Below are 18246 nucleotides of genomic sequence, written 5' to 3' on the forward strand. Positions count from 1 at the left end.
TGCTGGCGACGTGGCGCCAGCAGGGACGCAATCCCTACGACGAACTCAAGCGAGTCTCCCGAGACAACGAAATGGTTTCACGGGCTCAGGCTGTGCCGGCGGTTGAATCCTCGGAGTAAACACGTACTCTTGAAATAATGGATCCTATCTGCTGTTCACTGTGATATCAAATACTGAGAACCAGGGGGTAGCATATATTGCACTCCGGGAATCATGTTACATTATCAATGCAAATGGCTCGTAACGAGACTACAGACACTTTCGAGATATCATCGAAAATGGTGTTGTTCTGTCCGGACTGCGGCTTTAAGAGTGGAATGATCGGCGGCGACTGGGATGTTTCGAGTACCGACCGGACGACGGCGTATCGCTGCCCTGAGTGCCAACACTCGTTTAGCGTTTCCAATCGACAATAGGGCTCGAATCCCGGAAAGCGGTACTGTATAGCCGTTTTACTTGTTGCGAAATGACCATCGTACACGCCGTGTTCCGAATACTCGTTGTTGATATGCGGACTACCGGTGTCGCAAACCGAGTATTAGTCGTCACCCGGGACGGCGTCAACTGGCTGCTGCGTGTCGTCCTGCCAGCTAAAGAAGCTCGCCAGGGCCGGTCCAGTGATGTTGTGCCAAACGCTGAACAACGCGGGGATGAGGGCGGCCGCAGGCTCAAACAGCGTCGTCGCCAACGCGACGGCTAGACCACTGTTTTGCAGGCCAACCTCGAACGCACAGGTCCGAACACGGTCGTTCGACATTCCGGTGGCCCGACCGACTCCGTATCCCGAGCCAAGCCCGATGGCGTTGTGGGCGACGACTGCCACCAACACGAGCAGGCCGGCCGTGAGAATGTTGTCCACGTTCGCACCGACGACACCGGCGACGATTGCCACGATGGCGGCGACACTGATAACCGGAAACACGTCGGTTCCGATTTCAGCGGCTTTGGGCGAATAACGGTCCAGCAAATACCGGAATGTGAACCCGAGCAACACCGGAATGATGACGATCTGGACGATGCTCTGGAACATCTCGGCGAAGGTGACGTTGATCTGCTCCCCGAGGGTAAACACCACCCAGGCCGGCATCACGATCGGGGCTGCGAGCGTCGTGAGCGTCGTGATCGCGACGGACAGCGCCACGTCACCTTTCCCGAGATACGTCATCACGTTTGATGCGGTACCCCCGGGAGCGGCACCAACCAGAATCAGCCCGATACCCACGGCGTCTGGAAGGTCAAGCAGGACGTACAGCCCGTACGCAGCGGCAGGCATCACCAGCCACTGCGTGACGGCACCGATACCGATATCGACCGGCTCTTCGATCAGCCGGCGAAAGTCCGCCGGCTGGAGTGTCAGCCCCATTCCGAGCATGATGATCCCTAACAACGGGGTGACGTAGTCCAAAACCGGAACGAACGGCTCCGGTCTGACGAGCGCGAGCCCTGCCAGGATGATGACCCAGACGACGAAGTACTTGCTTGCAGCTCTACTCACCGCCCGCAGCGTCGATATCGAAGTCATATCTCTGGATTATGAAGCATGTAAAAAAAGCTTGCTTTGCTTTACCTCAGTCCTGAATTCTGAACACGAAACGACCGGACTGCAGTTGGATTTCCCTACTCTATGTAGCCACTGTGCCCTTCAGATACAGCGAACCAGATGGCGATTTAAAATGTAATTGATAAAACAGATGGTCGCTGCCTGTCCCATGGTAATCCGGTTTCGGTGCGCTACTGGCATCCTCTCGTCGGTCAAATGTAACCACTTGGAAACTACGATTAGTAGCACCAATCAATCAGGCTGGGACATGATGTTTCAGCCTCCGAAGAAACTGTCGTGGAATGAGTGCCGGTTTTGCAATCAGGACCCGGTGGGGGTCTATCTCCCGTGACCTCTCTCGCACGCAATATCAGCTCCTGGGTGATGGTTGTTGTTGTGGTCGCCGCCAGTGGGACGGTGGGGACAACAGTGGCATTCCAGGATTCGGCACAGGACATTCAGTCGACGAACGATGCGCTCCGCGCTGAAAACGAGCAGCTACGCGAGCAATTGAATGAAACTCGGGCGGACCGAGCGGCCACACAGGACCGTGCTGAAAACCTCAGCACGCGGTTAGAAACCCGGAACGAGGACGTTGAGACGCTTGTTTCGAAAGTGGAAAAGAAGGAGAAATTACTCAATGCCAGTCGGAACCGACTCGCTGCGTCACAAGACAGCCAAGCGGGGATGTCACGGTCCGATATGGAAAAGCGCCTGGATTACCTCTGTGCGCAGCCAGAGAACAGAGACCGGTTCGGCTGTCGACAGTTCGGACCTGATGAATGAATGCAACAGTATCGGGAATTGTAGGTGGATACAATCCATATATACACAAAATAGATAATCAACAGCCAAATTCGAACTATATGGGATTGTATAGAGCAATCTCTCAGTAGAATACTGCAAATAGATTATATAAGCCACTCTCTCACTCATACCTTGCAGAATTTGTGTGTACCTACCCGCTTCCAGAGGTTTCGGAGAGAGTGATGGCTTATGACTCCTGTTGCTCGATCTGTTCGATCTGGTCTTGTGCGGCGGCCGCGGCTTCCGCGGGGGATTTGTCCTGCGTGAGACAGGCGTGGAACTCCTGCCCGATGGCCGCTTTCTGTGGATCCCAGACGGCGTTGATCGGCGGCGCGAACTGGTTTTTCGCCTGGTACTGGAGCGTGTCCAGATAGCGGTTTACCACGGGGACGTTGTCGGACTGCTCGATAAGCGAGGGCTTTGGCGGCGCTTCGCCCGTCACCTCGAACACCTTGAGGTAATACTCGTCGGTGGTCATCGCCTTGAGGACCTCGATTGTCGCGGCCAGCTTCTCCGTGTTAGGGTTGACGGAGAGGTGCCAGCCGCCGAGTTTCGCCTGGGAACCGCCCGTGCCCGCATATTTCGCATTTGACTCAGTGACGCCGTAGGGGTACGGCATTACGCCGAGATCTTGGCCGAACTCCCCGTCGGCGCCGAACTTCGCGATGGCGAACGTCCAGTTCCGGTGAAACACTGCTTCGCCGGCCTGAAACGATTGGAGCGAGGGGTTCGTGTCCCACCCGAGCGACTCGGATGGAAGAATACCACCGGTGAGCCCGTCGACGGCGTGTTCGCTGTCGCTCCCGTACATGAAGGTCAGCAACTGACGCAGCGTGTCGATAACCCGGTCGTCGTCAAGCGTCACCGGCCGGTCGCCGATCGGTCCGTTCTGGTTTGCAACGTCGCCGAAGTAGTTCCCGCCGTTTGTCATCAGGTGTTCGTACCCCGTGATACTCCCGGCGTTGCGCTGATTCAGCGCTGTGGTGTAGCCGTGGTCAGTGCCGTGTTCGGTCATCGTTGCCTCGGTGACCTCGGCGAAGTGGTCCCACGAAAGGGGCTCTGTCGCCCAGTTCTGGCCGTCGGGATCGTAGCCGGCCGACTCAACGAGGTCCTTCCGATAGACAATGGTCGGGATCCCCATTATCTGCGGGAAGCCGTAGAGCCCGCCGTCCCACGTCATCGAGTCGACGATTACGTCAGTGTGGTCGTCCAATTCAGCGAGTTTCTCCTCACCGAGGACCGTATTCAGGTCCAGAAGCCACTCTCGCGGGGCAAAAAACGGCGTGTACGCGAAGTTCGTCAGCAGCAGATCCGGCGTTGCCCGCCCGGCCGATAAGATCTGATTGTACCGGTCTTGCAGGTCGTCGGCTCCCCAGACTGTCGTCGTGAAGTTGATATCGATGCTTTCCGGGAGCCCGACATCGTACAGGGTTTGTTTCAGCGCGTCGGCGCTGTTGCCGAACAGCGGTGCCGTACTGTACTCGACGGTCACGTCGGACCCGTCGTACTCGATATCCGCAGCGGTCTGTTCAGTGGCACCGCTGGAACCGTCCTCGTCGTTTCCGTTGCCAGTCCCGGAACACCCTGCTACCCCGAGTGCGGCTCCGGTTGCGCCTATCGAGGCGACGAACTGTCGGCGGGAGAACCTGCTGGCGGCGGTCCGGCTATTCGTGGTTTTACTCCTATCGCGTTGCATGCTCGGCATATCAGACTCACCCTATATAATGTTATTGTTGATGTATGTTTTGTTCCTGATGACCGTTATCTGGTCGATTCTCCGTCCAGCGATTCTGTAGTTTCAATCGGGATTACTGAAATAATGCGTCCGGTGGGAGGAATTTCAGTGCTATTGAGGATGCGAAACGAAACACAGTATATATGACAAACTGCTGACTTCAAATATAGCGCGATTATACTGAATGTCCCCTCAAAATAAGTGGACATAATTCTGACTTCTGGTATCTCACGGGCTGTGATGGTCGCAACCGCATACAGGACAGAGCTGTGAGGGAGTGAATCGGTTAGCTGGCCCCTGTGAACGCAATCGCGTCACGTCGAATCACAGCCGTACATCTGTTAGGATGACGCAGAAACTACCGGATCAATAGCGAACGCCCACTATCGGGACTCGGCGTGTGTCAGTGAGTGACCGGTCGCGTATGCCCCACATCGACCGTACAGCGTAGTTCGAGATAGCTACCAGCCCGGTATATCCGGTCATCTCGGAACACTGTTCCATCACACCCGCGAATAGGAGCTTTTCTAAAACAAGTACCAGCCGTGTGAATCGGTCAATTGTACTGATACACTCTTGCTAACCGGTGATTATGTGCCGTCTCTCCCGTTCAACATATAGTAGATGAAAGTTGTTTAATACTGAATAGTATCTCGGACAGCGTGGTTGCCGGTGTGGGACCTTGTTTGTCGATGTGGACCCAGTACATTACCACCGCAAATTATGACAGGATTTTAACAATTCGTAAATTATAATTTATGGGGGTTTGATTGATTCTCACGGCGTGTTGTCACGTCGCAAGATACTATGACGCGTGAAACCGAATCCGAGGGACGAGAAGGGACAGATATCGAATCGAACGGACTGCGACTCGGTCGGCGGGCGATGATGGCTGCCATCGGCGTCGCCGGCCTCGGTGCCATTGGAAGCACTCAGGCACTCGCTCAGCAAAACGGAGACGACGGCGAGGGTAACGGCAACGGGAACGGTAACGGGAACCAGCCCTGGTACACCTGGGAGAACGACGTTGACGCCGGCGGGAACAGCCTGATGAACCTCGCCGGTGCAGACCCCGACCACCTCTACACCAGCGCACGCGAAGCGGATGTCGTGGTCTGGCGGGACGCCGAGGACGTGTATCAGGTCGATGGGTCGAACGGGACCGTCGCCGCAGAGGAGGAGCTGATGGCCGCGGTACAGGCTGGCGTGGATAGTTTGAGTGACGGCCGAACGACGGCTGAGAGCGTTCTCGTCGCATCGAGCGGCGTGGTGGACGCCGACGATGAAGTCACCGGCGTCGACCTCCCGAGTCATACGACCGTCGACGTGGCCGGCGAGATTACGATTGAGGGCGAAACCGACGATTTGTTCTCTGCGGTCGGGGCCAAGAACGTCGAGATCCCGCGACTGACGGTGTCGGGCGGCGCCAGCCGGGCGGTGTTCTTGGACGACTGCTCGGAGATCCGCCTCGGTCATCTCTGGATCAAGGGCGTCACTGTACAGGGGGTCCGCATCCAGGGCGGATGTGAGGACGTACAGATAGACACCGCGTACGTCGCCGAAACGGGGCACCACGGCATCGAAACCTACGATGTCACGCGCATCCAGATCGGACAGGTCATCGGCGTCGATCCGGGGAGCTCCGTCCTGCTTCTCAACGAGACCTTCGACGCGACAGTCGGACAGGTCATCGGACAGAATCCGAAGTTCGACTACGCCACCTTCCGGTTGGCCAACGGCTGTCGGAACGTCACCTGCGGACGCGTCGTCAGTCGAGGGGGCGTCCGTGGCGTGTCGATAATCACCGGGACGCGCGACGTGACCGTCGGCGAGGTCAACATCAACGGCGGCCGCAAGGCGGGGATACTGCTCGTGGACGTACGGAACGTCAACATCCTCGGCGGCGTTATCAAGAACGTTGACGGACCCGGCGTGAACATCTGGTCTATCGGGCTTCAGGGGACCACCTCGGAGATCAACGAATCCATCTCGCTTGGCAACCTCCGTATCGTCGACGAGCGGTCAGAAAGTGACCGGAGCCAAACGCACGCGATCAGAGAACGGGGCGCGTGTCTACACAACCGATTCCTCGACAATGACATCCGTGGTGGTGGGACGGAAGAGCTGATCGAGGTCGGATCCGAGACAACCATCGTCGACCGGAACGTCGGCGATGGCATCGCCTCGGGGACCGTCACGCTCGAACCCGGAGAGTCGGAGGCCGGGCGCGTCGAAGCGGTGACGACCCACCGCGCGTCCTCGCTTGCCGTTCGGTCCCAGCCTATGGATGAACCTGACGCCGCCTTCGCCTGGGACGAGTGGTTCGAGTGGACCGGCGATCAGTGGGACTTGGTATTTGACTGGCGAACTGACCCCGGCGAGTCGCTGACCTTAGAGTACGTCGTCGACCGGCCACAGGGGACGACCGACCGCGAGTTCGACCGTGAGGCTATCTGGGAGGAATCTGTCCCAGACGTTGAATCGGGGACCTACCGCATCGTCGCGGCCCACAGCGGGAAAGTAATGGAGGTCGCCGATGGCTCCGAATCCGGCGGCGCGAACGTCCAGCAGGGGACCTGGAACGACGACCCACACCAGAAGTGGACCGTCAATGTCGAGGACCGCGAAGACACCGGGTGGCGGGTCTATGCCTCCAGCATAACAGCCGAACACAGTGGAGGGGGACTCACCGTCTCGAGCGAGAACGCCCAGCAGGGGTCCGGACAGGCGTTCACGCTGGAACGCTACGAGAACGGTCACCAGATCAAATCGGACGACGGACGGCTACAGGTCGAAGACGGGTCGACGGCCGACGGGGCCAACATCGTCGAAGGCGGCTGGGAGGGCCGGGCCAATCAGATCTGGGTGTTCGAGCCGGTCTGAGCTTTCGCGGCCCACGAAAGCGACGTGAGAAACCGCAGACCCTCGCGGTGAGACTGGGGAAATTCCGTCTCGTGAAGGACGGATTTCAACCCGCATGTATCGGTCCCGAAATCGCTTGGAGTACTCTCACGCGTGAACGGCCTCTGTGGTGAGTATCACCCCCGTCTCCGGCGTTTTCGGTGCCGTGTCTGCATCTGATGGGCCAACTGAATATCCGTTTCGAATAGTTCCAAAGAGTGTGCTCCGTAGAATCTTGCGAGTCATTTCCGGGGTATCTACACTCTAAATATACTCCGAAAAACGAGAATATGTGTTTATATACATATACTATATCTCTAAAATTGGGATAAAATAATTGTATTTTCGACATGTAGGCGAGAAAATCCGGATGTAGTTGTATCCTGGAACAGTACTGATCGTCATACTTCGAACCACTCCCGGATTGCTCACGACAGCCTCTCCCTACAGGGCTGTAGTAGTCGGTACGAAGCGGTCTCTACATTGGCACGGGCATGTCGACCCGAGTACGGACCTGCTCAGTCCGTGAGCCTGTCCGTAGAAAGGGCCGTTCAACTGACAACTAGCCTTTGTATTTTACAGTATCAGAAGACCGTTTTCTGCGTATGGTTCCACCTCTCCGTGAATCGGGACACGGCGAGTCTCTGAAACAGGAAGCGTTTCTTTCTGGTTCGAACAGTGATGTCACTGTTCTTCACATTGAGGACGATCCGGCATTCGCCGATCTCGTTGCTGAGTTCTTGGACCGAGAGCGGTCGTATTTTACCATTCTCACAGAGACGGACCCGTATGACGCACTCGAACGACTTCAGGAGGAACCGATCAGCTGTGTCGTAAGTGATTACGAGATGCCGGGTCTCGATGGATTGGCGCTCCTCGAACGGGTGCGAGAAGACCATCCGCAGCTCCCGTTTATTCTGTTCACTGGACGGGGGAGCGAAGAGATCGCCAGCGACGCAATTTCGGCTGGCGTCACCGAATACCTGCAGAAAGACGGTGGCACGGAGCAATACGAGGTGCTGGCGAACCGCATCGAACAGGCGGTCGCTCGCTATCGTGCCGAAAAGCACGTCGAGCGAGGCTTCCAGGCCATTGAAACCGCACACGATGGGATCAGCATGTTGAACGAAACGGGGGAGTTCATTTATCTCAACGCGTCGTATGCGAATATCCTCGGATACGAACAGGACGACCTGATCGGTGAACATTTCGAGAGTATATACCCTTCGACCGGCGTCGAAAACGTATACGAGGAGATGATTCCACAGGCAAAAGCAGATGAGTGGGCCGGGACAACGGTGTATCAACGGAAAGACGGGACCAGCGTCTCGGTGGAGCACTCGCTGTCGTTTACCTCCGATGGCACGATGGTCTGTACGATCGCGGAGCGCGAGACTGAAATCCGTGACACGCTCTCGTTACGGGAGCGGGCGATGGACGCAGCGCCGATCGGTATCGTCATCACGGACCCACACCTAGCGGACAATCCCATCATTTACGCTAACGACAGATTTGTCGAGTTGACCGGATACCAGCGCGACGAAATCGTCGGTCGGAACTGCCGGTTCCTGCAAGGTCCGGACACGCGGCGTGAACCGGTTGCGAAGATGCGCCGGGCGATAGCGTCCGAGGAATCGGTCACCGTTGAACTGCGGAACTACCGGAAGGATGGCGCGGTGTTCTGGAACCGCGTCACAATCGCGCCGCTGTTCGACGCACAGGGGGACCTCGATCATTTCGTTGGTTTTCAGGAAGATGTGACTAACCGCCGGTAGTTGTTCGACTGTACTGGTCGACTGGACCCGTCTTTTCACACGCTGTGGCCATTCATACCGGTATCCGAACCCATCAATCCAGAATCGGGGTAGACCCGATCCAGTGAGTGGAGGGCGCGTCCGGCGTTAATTTCGGGAACTCGCTGCCCGGCACGTCGCTCATTTTGACGGCGTCGTACAGCTGGAGGGCAGTCGCTGGCCGAGCCTCGTCGATGATGGTTCGACGTTGCTCGTGCATCTCGGCGAGGTTGTAACGTTCACGCCGACCCACACTACTGCCCGTGATCGTGTTGCAGTCCTCCCTCTGATGAGATAACAAGAGTACTATTGTGATAGAGATCGTCGCACTCGGACGCTACTGCCGGGCACTGTCACAATATTCCGAGATCATACTCAGTGATGGGCGGCTTACCCGTTCTGAGAGGTGCCATCAGTAGTAGACCAATACTATTTTAAAACATTACGTCATTCCATCGGAGTATATGACTGATTCAAACAAAAGTCCGTCCGATCACCGGGCGCTCGTCGAAACGCTCTCACTGGCAGAAAAAATCGAACTCGTCCACGGGTCGATCGACCCTGCTGGGAAAGCGACGGGCTACTTGCCCGGGAACGAGCGGGTCGGTATCCCGCCGTTGCGAATGGTCGACGGACCACTCGGCGTCCGAGCGATGGGCGAGCGCGCGACGGCGTTTCCGTCGTCGATTGCGCTGGCAGCGTCGTGGCGGCCCGATCTCGCACACACCTTCGGTGCCGCGCTGGGTCGTGAGACGGCGGCACACGATCAGGATGTCATCCTCGGACCCGGTGTCAACATCATCCGGGTCCCACAGGGCGGCCGCAATTTCGAGTATTACAGCGAGGACCCGTACCTCACCGCGCAGTTGGCCGTCGGCACGATCCGGGGAATCCAGTCGGAGGACATCGCCGCGACGGTGAAACACTACGCCGCGAACAACCAGGAGACGAACCGATACGAGGTCAGCGCGGCTGTCAGCGAACGGGCGCTGCGTGAAATCTACCTGCCCGCGTTCCGCGCGGCGGTCGAGGAGGCCGATGTCCACTCGGTGATGACAGCGTACAACTGTGTCAACGGTGTCTACATGGGTGAACACGAGCGGCTCCTTACGGACGTGCTGAAGGACGAATGGGGTTTCGACGGGTTCGTGGTGTCGGACTGGTGGGGGACTCGAAGCACAGTCTCGGCCGCACGCGCCGGGTTGGACATCGAAATGCCCGGGGTCGAATTCTCCGAGTACGTCCCCGAGGAGACCGCCGACGAGGTAACGGGGTCGGACGACGAGGGTGACTTCCCACCGATCCCGGACGTGCCGGCGTACTTCGGGGTCCCGCTGCAGGAGGCGGTCGAGTCCGGAGAAGTCGACGAAACGGTGCTCGATGCCAAACTCCTGCGGCTGCTTGGGGTCATGGAATCCATCGGCTGCTTTACCGGTGACGACCGCTCCGCTGACGGTGTGCTCGATTCGGCCGATCATCGGCAGCTCGCTCGCGACGTTGCAACCGAAGGGACGATCATGCTGACCAACGACGGCACGCTTCCACTTTCCGAGTCGGATTCGATTGCCCTCATCGGGCCGAATGCCGATGCCGCGAAGCTCGGCGGCGGGGGGTCCTCCGAGGTGTCCCCCGTCACCGAGACGAGTCCGCTTGCGGGGCTGAAGGAGCGGGCAAGCGATGTGACCTTCGAGCGCGGTGTGCCGAGCATCGCGGAGTCGTCGTTCTTCGACGAAGGTGATGACGTTCCCGAGGAGAGTGACACGAGCATCGACGCTGCCGTCTCGATAGCCGGCGACGCCGACTGCGCGGTGGTCGTCGCACAGGACGACGCGACGGAGTTCAGAGATCGCCCGGACATCGAACTCCCCGGTGCGCAAAACGAGCTGATCGCCGCCGTTGCCGACGCCGCTGAACGGACCGTCGTAGTGCTTCGGACCAGCGGGCCGATCGAGATGCCGTGGCTGGACGCCGTTGACGCCGTTTTGGAGACGTGGTATCCCGGACAGGCCGACGGTGCGGCCCTCGCGGATGTCCTCTTCGGCGACGCCGACCCCGGCGGTCGGTTGCCGGTCACGTTCGGGCAATCGGTAGCTGACTACCCGACAGCGTCCGAGGCGGCGTTCCCGGGCAGTGACGATGTGGCGACCTATGACGAGGGCGTCTTTGTCGGCTATCGATATTTCGACCGGCAGGACACCGACCCGCTGTTCCCGTTCGGCCACGGCCTATCCTACGCCTCGATCGAGTACGATGCGGCGGCCGTCTCCGAAACGGCCACTGGATTCGAAATCGCCGTCGACCTCACGAACAGCAGCGACCGGGCCGGCAAAGAAGTTGTCCAGGTCTATGTCGACAAGGAAGCGGCACCGATAGCGACTCCCGACCGCGAACTCGCAGGGTTTGCGGCTGTCTCACTCGGGGCCGGTGAGTCGACGACGGTGACGATCCAGCTCGACGCCGACGACTTCGAGTACTACGACGAAGACGCCGGCTGGACTGTTGCGGAGGGGACCAACACCGTCTCCGTCGGCCGATCGTCCCGAGATATTACGGCCCGGTTCACTCTCGATATCTAACGGATCGAACTGGTTTGCGCACTGAATTCTTTGTCGGTCGATGACTCCGAATTCCGATGCGGGCAATGCGGCGCTTATCAGCCAGATCTAACGCACTCTGACTGTTGCGTGACACCATTTGTCGTTTCCATCGGTAATTGCGGAGAGTTAAGATTTAGTAATAATAATATGAATATTTGCGATATGCGAGAACATAGGAAAACCCCACAAGCAGATCAATAATATCAGACCACTCATCAATAGTCGGTCGTATCGACTGTCTCCGGAACGTATCGATCCGGCGCTTGGAACATACTTTCAGTGGAGAAGTGTTACGATGAGTGAACAACAGTCAAAATCGTGGGTGACTATCGGAACGCCCCTTCTCGTGACGACGCTGGGTGCGCTCTCGGGTGGAATTGTCAACCCTGTCTTGCCGGTGATCGAAAACGCGTTCTCGGAGGTTCCAAATGCCGGGACACTCGCACAGCTCGTCAGTACGCTCACAGGGCTTATCATCGCTATCTTTGCCCCGCTCACCGGGGTTATGGTCGATCGCTACGGGCGGAAACCCGTTTTGATCGGTTCGATCCTGCTCTACGGTGCCGGTCCCTTGTCGGCGTACGCTTTGGACTCGCTGTTCTTGATTCTTGGAACGCGAGTGGTCCTCGGCCTCGCTGTCGCCGGGATCATGGTCAGCGTGAGGACGCTCATTGCGGACTACTTTAGCGGTAAGCGTCGTGAGACTGTCTTGGGGTGGCAGGGGGGAATCATGCCGTTCGGGGCGGCTGCAGCCATGGTTGCCGGCGGATTCATGGCAGATTTCAACTGGCGAACAGTGTTTCTCAGGTACCTCGTCGCGTTTCTCACGGTTCCGCTGGTGGTCCGGTCTGTCGATGAACCGGACGTGGATTCGGGCAGTGATAAATCTGTAGAGTAAACTCGAATAATAGCATTCTGTCCCCTATCTCATTTGACCACTTAGCGGGTCATATTACAATCACCGCTGGATACCACTGTCGGAGCGGTTGATAACACCCGTACACTCGTTATCCGGTTCTGAGCTATGTTCCCGATCTCTACTGGCGACACACTCTCTCCGCTCCTGACCTATTGGTTGTGAGTGGTTCAGTCAGACTGCTTGTCGTACAACTGGATTCCTGAATGAACTATCCAAAATATAGCATATTGTTCCTTATAGGTGAACAAACGACCATTCCATTCTGCTGAACGGATGTTCTTGAATTCCGTGAATTAGTAGTTCGTACAGGAGTCCCGGGATTAACATCTCACCGATTACGAATTTTTGCGACCCTTTCCAAATAAATATTCAAAACTATGCCAAAATACTGCGTAGTATTGGATGGAACTCCCATCTATGATTCAACAGGATGGCTTGGCATGTATCTGGATGGATCGCTCATTAGAGGCCCCATACAGTCTGAATAGTCGTGAGTGGCCTACATCTGTCTGTTCAACCATCATGAACTGAATCGACCAGCAATTCTGGATTCGGTTACTGCCGATTCTCTCCGTTGCCACGACGGACGCCGAGTACAGACCGAGAGATCTCTTATTGCCACTCTCCGGGAGGGATCTGCCAGGTGTTCGACGATGCTGAAGCGAGGAGCCTACAGTAACGAGATTCTTGAATCGTCCAGGCACAATGATACCAGCGGATAGCCTCGACGGCCACACGCATCCCACGTGCCACGTCAAACACACGAGGGTCCGCTACGCCCAAATATCGGGCTCTACGTCCCACTCGGAACCAGTGAGACTCAGTCTTTGACCGGGGCTTCGACCTTCGAACTCTCCCGGGCGAGTATATTCACACCGTCCGATTGCCGGAAAAGGTGGATGTGTTCCTCGTCGAAGACGATTTCGTGTTCCCGGTTCGTTTCGGGAGTAACCCCACCGGGAACTCGAACCCAACATTCCTCGCCGTCGATGTCCATATGGAGGTAGTTGTCTGAGCCGACCGGTTCGCGGACATCCAGGTGGGCGCTGATGACGTTGGATTCGTCGCCGGTCGCGAGCCTGATGTTTTCCGGACGAATACCAAGGACAAAGTCGTCGATGCCGTCAGCATGCTCCTCAATGTGCTGGACGAGTTCCTCCGAGAGACCGTATTCGAATCCACTACCGACTAGGTTCGACCCGGACAACGTGACGTTGAACTGGTTCATCGGCGGACTGCCGACGAAATCGGCCACGAACAGGTTCTTCGGCTGGTGATAGATCTCGTCCGGGGTGCCGATCTGTTGTAGTGTCCCCTGATCGATGACAGCGATACGGTCGGACATCGTCATCGCCTCCTCTTGATCGTGGGTGACGTAGATCGTTGTCGTTCCGAGTTTGTCCTGTAGCTGTTGTAGCTCTGTCCGCATGTGGAGCCGTAGCTTGGCGTCCAGATTCGAGAGCGGCTCATCAAAGAGGAACACGGAGGGCTCCCGAACGATCGCACGCCCAGTGGCGATCCGCTGTTGCTGCCCGCCGGAGAGGTTTCCGGGCCGCTTGTCGAGCTGGTCCTCGACGCCCATCATCTCGGCGGCTTCCTCGACGCGCTCGTCGATCTCGCTGTCGGGGAGATCCGTTGTCAATTTCAGCCCGTAACTCATGTTCTTCCGGGCCGTCATGTGTGGATACAGCGCGTAGTTCTGGAACACCATCGCGACATCGCGGTCCTGCGGTTGGATACCGTTGACAGCCCGGTCCCCGATGCGGATCGTCCCGTCCGAAATATCTTCGAGACCGGCGATCATCCGGAGTAGCGTCGATTTACCGGACCCGGACGGACCGACGATTGTCAGGAACTCCCCGTCTTTTATCTCGAAACTGACGTTGTCGACGGCCACGACTTCCGAGTCACCCTCGTACACCTTGCGGACGTTCTCGATACTAACGTCGCTCATACAGGGGTAGTAACCAAGCGGCGTAATAATTGTTGTGACCGAACAATGATGCAGGTCGCAGACTGTTCCCCACCGCCGGACTTTCTCTCACCCGATTCCGTCGAACGGGTGACGAAATGATCCCTGGCAATTTACCGGAAACAATATCCTATATAGGTGGTTTAATAATTATGATGGTTTAACGGACTCTCCATGGGTCGTAGGAACGTCACCAGAGAGACGCGTCGTAAATTCATTAAATCAGTCGGAGCAGCAGGCACGGTCGCACTTGCCGGATGTGGCGGTAACGGCGGTGGTGATGGTGGGAGTGACGGCGGTAGCACAGGTGATGCCGGCAGTGCTTCCTACGAAATCACGTTCTGGGAGCCCTTCAGCGGCGGCGAAGGCCCGGTCATGGAGAACATCGTCCAGCAGTTCAACGAGAACCAGCCGCTGGATACCGATGCCGAAGTGACCATCAACCGCCAGCGGACACCGTGGGACAACTACTACAACAAGCTGTTTACAGCCCTGTCGGGCGACGAAGCGCCGGACATGACAATCATGCACGCCGCCTATCTGCGTGCGTGGAGCGGCGGCATCGACCCGATGGGCGATTACATCGACACCGACGCATACAGCGAGGATTACACGGAAAGCCACTGGAACCTCGTCACTGTCGACGGGAGCGTGAACGCGTTGCCGATGGACATGCACCCGATCGGTGTGTACTACAACAAGGATCTGTTTGAGCAGGCCGGGCTGGACCCGGAAAGCCCGCCTACGAACTGGAATGAGTTCCAGCAAGCAGGGAACGCAGTGGTCGAAAACACCGACGCCCACGCGTTCACGCAGTCCCCGTACAACGACGGGTTCGGTTCCTTCCGGACCTGGAGCACCTGGGTCAAGCAACAGGGTGGCACGCTGTTCGACGACGAGTGGAACCCGACGTTCGACAACGAAGCCGGCCAGAACATCTCCCAGCTGTTCTACGATATGACCGGCGACATGGGCTGGTCGAAACAGACGAGCGAGGCCGACTGGGGGAACAACGCCTTCCAGAACGGGGACTGTGCCATGGCGATGAACGGGACCTGGTACGTGGCCGCACTCGAAGGCATTGACGGCTTCAACTGGGACTTCTTCAAACCGACTGTCGGACCCAACAAACAGCAGGATAAGGTGTGGGCCGACGGTCATACGCTCGTGCTCCCACAGAAACAGAGCCGGAGTGACGCGAAGTCGGAAATCACAGCGCAGGTCGCCCACTGGATGTCCACGGCGAACCCAGCCTGGGCCACCGAAGCCGGCCATCTCCCTGCGGCGACGAGTATCTACGAGGCCGACGAGTTCCAGAACAGTTCGTACTACGACAAGACGCTCAGCAAGTACGTCGAGATGGCGGAAGACGACACCTACTTCTACCATCCGAAGGTCCCGGACGGTGACCCCAACGCCCAGAACTGGTACAACTGGCTGGTCGACATCTGGGCGCACAACTCGGAGCCCCAGGAGGGCATCGAGTCCGGAATCCAGACGGTCAGCGACGGTATCTCGGGGTAGTGACGGATGGGGCTGACAGAACGATTTACGGGAGGTGCGGACACGACGAAGCGCAAGACCATCGGCGGCGTGCGGAAAGAGACAATCGAGGGTATCGTCTGGTCGCTCCCGTATCTCGCCGTCTTCGCGGTGTTCCTCGTCTGGCCCGCGGTTCGGGGACTCTACATGAGTCTCCACACGTATCCGAACAAGTTCGACCTCTCACAGACAGAATGGGTCGGCCTGCAGAACTACATAGAGCTGTTCAACGACCCGGTGTTCTACAACGCCATGGAGGGGACGTTCCTCTTCGTCGCCATCTCGGTCCCGCTGCTCGTGATTCTCGGGCTCGTGATGGCCCTCGGCGTGAACAAGAACGTGGCCGGAAAACGAACGCTCCGGGCCATCTACTTCAGCCCCTACGTCCTGACTGTTGCTGTCGTGACGCTGGTCTGGGCCCAGGTGTACTCGACCAGCTACGGGTTGATAAACTACTACCTGGGGTTCATCATGGCGAACCCGCCGGGATGGCTCACGTCGATGAACCTGGTGATGCCAGCGCTCGCGTTCATGACCGTGTGGTGGCTGGTCGGGTTCAACTTCGTGATTTTTCTGGCTGCCCGCCAGAGCATCCCCGACCGACTCTACGAGGCGGCCAAGCTCGATGGCGCGCACGGATGGCGAGCGTTCAAGGACATCACGCTGCCACAGATGCGCAACTCCATCGTGTTCGTGGTCATGGTGCAGTTCATCCTGCAGTTTCAGGTATTCGCACAACCCTACGTCATGACGCAGGGCGGTCCGAAAAACTCCTCGGACACGCTCGTCTACTATCTCTACCGGAGCGCGTTCTCACAGCAGGAGTTCGGCTACGGGGCGGCGATGGGATACGTCCTCGTCGCTATCCTCATCGTCATAGCGATTATCAACTTCAAGGTTATCGGTGATAGCAATGACTGACACTACTTCCCGGTCACGTCTCGGTAGCGATCGCGTCCGGAACGCGTTGCTTCACGTGTTCCTGTACGGACTCGCGTTCTTGATGGCAGTTCCGTACCTGTATACGATCTCCCGGTCGCTCCAGCCAAACGAGTTGCTGCGGGACCCGCGTCCGTACTGGATTCCGCCGCTCGTCGGCGAGCCGGTGACGCTGGAACACTACCAGTACCTGCTGAACAACACGCTGGTCGTCGAATGGACGATCAACACGTTCATCATCGCCGGCGGGGCGACGTTACTGATCGTCGTCATCGACTCGATGATCGCGTTCTCGCTCACCCGCCTCGACTGGCCGGGCCAGGGCGCTATCCTCGGGATAATCCTGGCGAGCTTCATGGTGCCGTACTACATGAACATCGTCCCGCTCTACCAGATCGTCTCGGATCTGGGGCTGATTAACTCCTACTGGGGCGTTATCCTGCCCGCGGTTGCCAGTCCGCTTGGCGTGTTCCTCCTCTATCAGTTCTTCAAGGACATTCCCGAGGAGTACGAGGAGGCCGCGCGGCTGGACGGGTTCTCGACCTTCCAGGTGTACACGCGGATCATCCTTCCGCTCGCCAAGCCGATTCTCTCGGCGCTGGCGCTGTTCATGTTCGTCTACAACTGGAACGCGTTCCTCTGGCCACTCTTGGTGCTGTCGGAACAAACGGCCTACACGCTGCCGATCGGGCTCGTCAATCTGTATCAGGGGAACATCGACACGCCCGGCCTCCACATGGCCGTGGCTATCCTGGGCTCGCTTCCCCTGTTCATCGTCTATCTGCTCTTCCAGGGACAGCTCGTCCGGGCAGTGCAGATGCAGGGTGCAACTGGATGACTGAATCGACCGAGGGGACCCTGTCGGTCCACCGCGCGCTCGCAACCGCGTTCCGGACGGTGTACGACCATCCGGTTCCGATGGTCGCGATCAGCGTCGGCTGGGTGCTCGCGTCGCTGCCGCTCGTCACGGTCGGGCCGTCGACGCTCGGGGCGTACGCAGCGGTCCGCTCGGTCCGCGAAAAGGGATACGTTGACCGGACAGAAATCGCAGCAACGCTTCGTAACCACTGGCTCGATGCGGTCCTGTTCAGCGGCCTGATGGCTGTGTTTCCGGTTATTGCTGTCCTCTATCTGGACCAGTTCATAACGACCGGCACCGGATACGCTGGTCTGTTCGGCGCGGTCGGCGTCTACCTGGCCTATCACGTTTGGGTCGTCTTCGCACTGGCTTTCGTGTCGCTCGCCGGCGGGACCGATGTTGTCGAAGCCGTCACCACCAGCTACCGCTGGTCGGTCGAGCGGCCGGTCGTGACCGTCCTCGTCGGTATCGTCACCGGGACGCTGTTCGTCATCTGTACGCTTCTCACGATTGCGCTCCCGCTGATCTTTCCGGCGCTGGCGGCGACGTTCCATACGGAGCTGACTGCTGATTCGCTTCGTCCGGCGGGTACCTAGCGAAACGACGGCGATAGCACCCTTCTGGGCTCCTTGTTCGTCGAAA

At 58.0% G+C, this 18246-nt stretch carries 13 protein-coding genes; 9 read left to right on the forward strand and 4 right to left on the reverse strand.

Features of this window, described 5'->3' with window-relative positions:
• Positions 1 to 538: 538 nt before the first annotated feature.
• Complete coding sequence (locus NDI54_RS16875) at positions 539 to 1522, reverse strand: bile acid:sodium symporter family protein (RefSeq protein WP_310897609.1); 984 nt, start codon at positions 1520 to 1522, stop codon at positions 539 to 541.
• A 447-nt stretch (positions 1523 to 1969) separates the two neighbouring features.
• Between NDI54_RS16875 and NDI54_RS16880 the strand changes: the two genes are divergently transcribed.
• Positions 1970 to 2326, forward strand: a complete 357-nt coding sequence (locus tag NDI54_RS16880) for a hypothetical protein (RefSeq protein WP_310897610.1) — start codon at positions 1970 to 1972, stop codon at positions 2324 to 2326.
• Between the two features lie 208 nt (positions 2327 to 2534).
• Here the strand turns inward: NDI54_RS16880 and NDI54_RS16885 are convergent, their stop codons facing one another.
• Positions 2535 to 4043 carry an ABC transporter substrate-binding protein gene (locus NDI54_RS16885; protein ID WP_310897611.1) on the reverse strand — a complete coding sequence of 503 codons (1509 nt, stop codon included), beginning with the start codon at positions 4041 to 4043 and terminating at the stop codon, positions 2535 to 2537.
• A gap of 846 nt (positions 4044 to 4889) precedes the next feature.
• On the opposite strand from NDI54_RS16885, the gene NDI54_RS16890 reads away from it, so the two are divergent.
• Together NDI54_RS16890 and NDI54_RS16895 are read left to right on the forward strand one after the other, a co-directional pair.
• A complete protein-coding gene (locus NDI54_RS16890) occupies positions 4890 to 6965 on the forward strand; it encodes an RICIN domain-containing protein (protein WP_310897612.1) in 2076 nt (691 codons plus the stop codon).
• A gap of 623 nt (positions 6966 to 7588) precedes the next feature.
• Complete coding sequence (locus NDI54_RS16895; protein ID WP_310897613.1) at positions 7589 to 8758, forward strand: PAS domain-containing protein; 1170 nt, start codon at positions 7589 to 7591, stop codon at positions 8756 to 8758.
• A 73-nt stretch (positions 8759 to 8831) separates the two neighbouring features.
• Here NDI54_RS16895 and NDI54_RS16900 read toward each other — a convergent pair whose 3' ends face one another.
• Positions 8832 to 9029: a hypothetical protein gene (locus tag NDI54_RS16900; RefSeq protein WP_310897614.1), complete on the reverse strand. Its 198-nt coding sequence runs from the start codon at positions 9027 to 9029 to the stop codon at positions 8832 to 8834.
• 211 nt (positions 9030 to 9240) lie between these two features.
• Between NDI54_RS16900 and NDI54_RS16905 the strand changes: the two genes are divergently transcribed.
• Positions 9241 to 11352 (forward strand): glycoside hydrolase family 3 C-terminal domain-containing protein, encoded by a 2112-nt coding sequence (locus tag NDI54_RS16905; RefSeq protein ID WP_310897615.1) that lies wholly within the window; start codon positions 9241 to 9243, stop codon positions 11350 to 11352.
• 316 nt (positions 11353 to 11668) lie between these two features.
• Positions 11669 to 12271, forward strand: a complete 603-nt coding sequence (locus NDI54_RS16910; RefSeq protein WP_310897616.1) for an MFS transporter — start codon at positions 11669 to 11671, stop codon at positions 12269 to 12271.
• Positions 12272 to 13112: 841 nt separating this feature from the next.
• Here the strand turns inward: NDI54_RS16910 and NDI54_RS16915 are convergent.
• A complete protein-coding gene (locus tag NDI54_RS16915) occupies positions 13113 to 14246 on the reverse strand; it encodes an ABC transporter ATP-binding protein (RefSeq protein WP_310897617.1) in 1134 nt (377 codons plus the stop codon).
• A gap of 192 nt (positions 14247 to 14438) precedes the next feature.
• Here NDI54_RS16915 and NDI54_RS16920 point away from each other — a divergent pair, with 192 nt between their 5' ends.
• From NDI54_RS16920 to NDI54_RS16935, 4 genes are read left to right on the forward strand one after another with little or no spacing between them, the layout of a single operon-like run.
• Positions 14439 to 15788, forward strand: coding sequence for an ABC transporter substrate-binding protein (locus NDI54_RS16920; RefSeq protein WP_310897618.1), 1350 nt, complete (start codon positions 14439 to 14441; stop codon positions 15786 to 15788).
• A gap of 6 nt (positions 15789 to 15794) precedes the next feature.
• The gene (locus NDI54_RS16925; protein WP_310897619.1) at positions 15795 to 16727 is read left to right on the forward strand and encodes a carbohydrate ABC transporter permease; all 933 of its coding nucleotides are present in this window, start codon (positions 15795 to 15797) and stop codon (positions 16725 to 16727) included.
• The gene (locus NDI54_RS16930; protein WP_310897620.1) at positions 16720 to 17583 is read left to right on the forward strand and encodes a carbohydrate ABC transporter permease; all 864 of its coding nucleotides are present in this window, start codon (positions 16720 to 16722) and stop codon (positions 17581 to 17583) included. Before NDI54_RS16925 ends, NDI54_RS16930 begins: the two co-directional genes overlap by 8 nt.
• On the forward strand, positions 17580 to 18200 hold the full coding sequence (locus NDI54_RS16935; protein WP_310897621.1) for a hypothetical protein: 621 nt from the start codon (positions 17580 to 17582) through the stop codon (positions 18198 to 18200). The genes NDI54_RS16930 and NDI54_RS16935 overlap by 4 nt, the downstream gene beginning before the upstream one ends.
• Positions 18201 to 18246: the final 46 nt, after the last annotated feature.

Origin of the sequence: Haloarcula terrestris (assembly GCF_031624315.1) — an archaeon.
Classification (GTDB): Archaea; Halobacteriota; Halobacteria; order Halobacteriales; family Haloarculaceae; genus Haloarcula; species Haloarcula terrestris.